The sequence below is a fragment of the Streptomyces alkaliphilus genome, from assembly GCF_014141535.1.
Classification (GTDB): Bacteria; Actinomycetota; Actinomycetes; order Streptomycetales; family Streptomycetaceae; genus Streptomyces; species Streptomyces alkaliphilus.
Genome location: NZ_VKHT01000590.1, coordinates 1 through 3303, shown reverse-complemented (window position 1 = coordinate 3303; position 3303 = coordinate 1). Strand labels below are relative to the sequence as shown.

The 3303-nt window shown below is 74.9% G+C and carries 3 protein-coding genes; 2 read left to right on the top strand and 1 reads right to left on the bottom strand.

Annotated features, from left to right (window positions below):
• A partial coding sequence (locus tag FNQ90_RS17140) for a peptidoglycan binding domain-containing protein (protein ID WP_182607188.1) occupies nt 1-1522 on the top strand: 1522 nt, incomplete at its 5' end.
• 173 nt (nt 1523-1695) lie between these two features.
• Here the strand turns inward: FNQ90_RS17140 and FNQ90_RS17135 are convergent.
• Nucleotides 1696-2694: a GNAT family N-acetyltransferase gene (locus FNQ90_RS17135; RefSeq protein ID WP_182607187.1), complete on the bottom strand. Its 999-nt coding sequence runs from the start codon at nt 2692-2694 to the stop codon at nt 1696-1698.
• 134 nt (nt 2695-2828) lie between these two features.
• Between FNQ90_RS17135 and fdxA the strand changes: the two genes are divergently transcribed.
• Nucleotides 2829-3155 carry a ferredoxin gene (gene fdxA, locus FNQ90_RS17130; protein ID WP_143622851.1) on the top strand — a complete coding sequence of 109 codons (327 nt, stop codon included), beginning with the start codon at nt 2829-2831 and terminating at the stop codon, nt 3153-3155.
• Nucleotides 3156-3303 lie beyond the last annotated feature (148 nt).

Genomic DNA, 3303 nt, shown 5'->3' with positions numbered 1-3303 from the left:
CCCGCCCACGGCCACCGCCGCGACGGGCACGCTCCCCGCGCCGATGGTCGACCCGACCCCGACGGGGGAGGCGTCCACCGGCCCGGTGCCGCCGCTTCCCCGCCGGGACAACGGTGCCGCGCTGCGGCAGCCCACAGGCCCCACCACCGGCCCGGGCACCGGGTCGATGGAGCCTTTGCCCGACGGTCCCGGGGATCCGGGCACCCCGCCCGGCGGGATCCCCACCGCCTCCGACGATCACCCGGTGCCCGGCGAGCCGGTCGGCTCCCCGATGGACCCGGCCGGCTCGCCGCCGGAACGCCCCCTCGGGCACGGCGCCACCACCGGTTGGCTGTCCCGCGACTCCGAGGCGACCGAGGCCATGCCCCGGCTCCCGGAGCCCTTCGGCACCGGCTCGACGGGTGGCGTCCACCACGGCGCGACCGATCCGGCCCCGGGCTTTCCGGCGCCCTCCTACGGCACCGGCTACGGCGAGCGGGCCGCGGACCACGAGGCCGACGCCGACGAGTACTACGAGGAGTACGAGGAGTACGACGACGAGCCCCGCCGAGGGCGGGGCGGCAAGCTGCTGGTCCTGGCCCTCGTGGGCGTCGTCGGTCTCCTCGTCGTGGCCTACGGCGCCGGGCTGCTCCTCGACCAGGACGACGTGCCCAAGGGCACCACGGTGCTGGGTCACGACATCGGCGGCACCACCATCCAGACGGCGGTCAACCGGCTGGAATCGGCGCTGGAGGACCCGGCGACCGCCCCGCTGTTGCTGGGCGTGGAGGGCGAGACCGTCGAACTGCTGCCCGCCGTCGCGGGTCTGACCATCGACACCGAGGCCACCGTCCGGGAGGCGGCGAGCACCGACTACAACCCGGTGAGCGTCATCGGGTCGCTGCTGGGCTCCGGGCGTGAGGTCGAGCCGGTCTTCGACGTCGACGAGGAGAAGCTCAACGCGGCGTTGCTGGACCTGGCGGACATCGGCGCCGCGGCCCCCCGCGACGGCTCGATCTCCTTCGACACCGGGGCTCCCGTGGCCGACTACGGACAGCCCGGCCTGGCGGTGGACGTCGCCTCGGCCGCGCCGGCCGTGCAGGAGGTCTTCCGCCTGCGCGCCGCGACCGGGGAGAACCCCACCATCGACGTGCGGGCCGTGGAGGTGGAGCCGGAGGTCGGCCGGGCCGAGGTGGAACGGGCGATGGAGGAGTTCGCCGAGCCCGCCATGTCCGGCCTGGTCACCATCGTGGCCGGTGCCGACGGGGTCCCGGGCGTCGCCCCCACGATCCAGTTCAGCCCGGAGAACTCGCTGCGGCAGTTCCTGTCGATGCGGCCGGTGGACGGCAAGCTGGTCGACCACTACGACCTGGAGGTCATGGCGAGCCTGTACGGGAGCACCTTCGACCAGGTGACCATCGTGCGCGGTGACGGGCAGGCCACCCCGGTCACGCCCGAGGACATCGCGTCGGTGCTGCGGCTCACCCTGCGGGAGACCGGCGAGGGGAACCGCGTGGGCCACCTGGACCTCAACCCCAACTGAGGTCCCCCGGACCAACCGGCGCGCGGTAACGGCACGGGCGCCCGTTCCCCCTCCACGGAGGGCGGGGACGGGCGCCCGCGCCGCTACCGCGCCCCCGGGGCGCTCCACACGCCCGCCCCGCTTCGAGCCGATTCGGCGACCCCCGGATCCGGTTCCCCGGCGGGGGGTGTCGATCAGGGCCTGCGCAGGTAGTGGTAGTGGTGGTGCTCGGCGAAGCCCGCGCCCGCGTACAGCGCGCGTGCGGGGGCGTTGTCCACCTCCATCTGCAACCACGCCGCGCTCGCGCCCCCGGCCAGGGCCCGCCGGGCCAGCTCCGCGATCACGGCCCCGGCCAGACCGCGACGGCGCTGTGCCGGGGCCACCTCCACCGCCGCGAAGCCCGCCCAGCGGCCGTCCACCGTGCACCGTCCCACGGCCCGGGGCGGGGCGTCCGGCCCCGCTTCCGGGTCGGGCACGGTCGCGAACCGCACCCCCGGTCCGGCCGCCAGCACCCGCCGGGCCGTCCCCGGGTCACGGTGGGCGTTGGGGTACCCCCGCAGCCACCGTTCGTCCGGCTCCCGCCCGATCACCACCCGCGGATCCGGTTCCCGATCGGCGAGCGCGGCCAACGACCCCACCAGCGTCACGGCATGCCCCGAGGCGGTCCACCCGGCGGCCGTCAGGGTCGCGGCCGTCAACTCGTGCGCCCCGGCCGCGCCCGTGGTCACCGCCAGTTGCGGCGGCAGTCCGCGGCGGGCGTACCAGGCCGTGATCCGCTCCACGTCGGGTGCTCCGGGACCCAGCGGCACCGCGGAGTTGGCGCGTCGGGTCCATCCCCCGGCGGCCCGGCACAGCCAGTCCCCGATCCGCTCCTCCTCCGGGGCGGGCCACCCCCGGGCGGCGACCGCGCACAGCTCCCCGAGGCCGGCGGCCGGCACGCCCCGCCGGCGCGCCGGGGCCGACGGCACCACCTTCCCCGCGACCACGGCCTCCTCCGCCAACTCCACGAAGGTGCCGTCCCGACGTGTGACGGTGATGACCCCGTCCGTCCAGGATGTGAGAACGCCGACCGTGTCGGTGAACCCCCCACCCGGCCCGGCCGGGTCCACCAGGCTGCGTACCGATACCCGTTTTCCCAGGTCATCGGGGGTGATGCGGACTTCCAGTCGCACCCCTGCCGCGAAGTCCGGCATATTGATCGCCCCTCGTGTTCGTCATGGGTCCCCGAGCGGCGATACTAGGGGGCGGCATCGACGACGCCGCGCTCCCGCGCGCCGGCCGGCGGCACCACAGCGGGCCGCCGCCCTTCATGGAGAGGAACCACAGCGTGACCTACGTCATCGCGGAGCCTTGTGTCGACCTCAAGGACAAGGCATGCATCGAGGAGTGCCCCGTCGACTGCATCTACGAGGGGAACCGCTCCCTGTACATCCACCCGGACGAGTGCGTGGACTGCGGTGCCTGCGAGCCGGTGTGCCCGGTCGAGGCCATCTTCTACGAGGATGACGTCCCGGAGGAGTGGAAGGACTACTACAAGGCGAACGTCGAGTTCTTCGACGAGCTCGGTTCGCCGGGCGGTGCCGGCAAGCTCGGCCTGATCGAGCGGGACCACCCGCTGATCGCGGCCCTCCCGCCGCGCGACCACGAGGAGTGACCCGACGGGCGGTGTGCCACCGCCCCTCACCCCTTCGGTCCCGTACGGCGCAGCCGTGCGGGACCGTCGCGTGTCGGGCTCCCGGGCCCCGTCCGGCTTTCCGCCCGCCCCGCCGTTCCGTTCGCCGCGTCCGCCCCGAGGAGAGTTC

Excerpts from the sequence above, each read along its gene's own strand:
- FNQ90_RS17135 (WP_182607187.1), bottom strand. The coding sequence starts at position 2,694 with ATGCCGGACTTCGCGGCAGGGGTGCGACTGGAAGTCCGCATCACCCCC.